Annotated in this window: 1 protein-coding gene; it reads left to right on the top strand. The window is 71.2% G+C overall.

Annotated elements, in window-relative coordinates:
- The coding region (locus EOA23_RS35295) for a hypothetical protein (RefSeq protein WP_245474461.1) at positions 1-559 on the top strand (559 nt) is incomplete at both ends.

Raw genomic sequence — 559 nt, 5'->3', positions numbered from 1 at the left:
ACGGGCGCGACTGGAGCCACGGGTGCGACTGGAGCAACGGGCGCGACCGGAGCGACTGGTTCGACCGGAGCAACTGGCGCGACCGGAGCCACAGGCGCTACCGGAGCCACAGGCACGACCGGAGCCACGGGTTCGACCGGAGCCACGGGTGCGACCGGAGCGACGGGTTCGACCGGAGCGACGGGTTCGACGGGAGCTACAGGCTCGACCGGAGCAACGGGTTCGACTGGAGCGACGGGTTCGACGGGAGCTACAGGCTCGACCGGAGCAACGGGCGCGACTGGAGCCACGGGTGCGACTGGAGCAACGGGCGCGACCGGAGCGACGGGTTCGACCGGAGCGACGGGTTCGACGGGAGCTACAGGCTCGACCGGAGCAACGGGTTCGACTGGAGCGACGGGTTCGACGGGAGCTACAGGCTCGACCGGAGCAACGGGCGCGACTGGAGCCACGGGTGCGACTGGAGCAACGGGCGCGACCGGAGCGACTGGTTCGACCGGAGCAACTGGCGCGACCGGAGCCACAGGCGCTACCGGAGCCACAGGCACGACCGGAGCCA

It is taken from the genome of Mesorhizobium sp. M2A.F.Ca.ET.042.01.1.1 (assembly GCF_003997405.1).
Lineage (GTDB): Bacteria > Pseudomonadota > Alphaproteobacteria > Rhizobiales > Rhizobiaceae > Mesorhizobium.
This window is presented reverse-complemented; position numbering and strand designations above follow the sequence as displayed.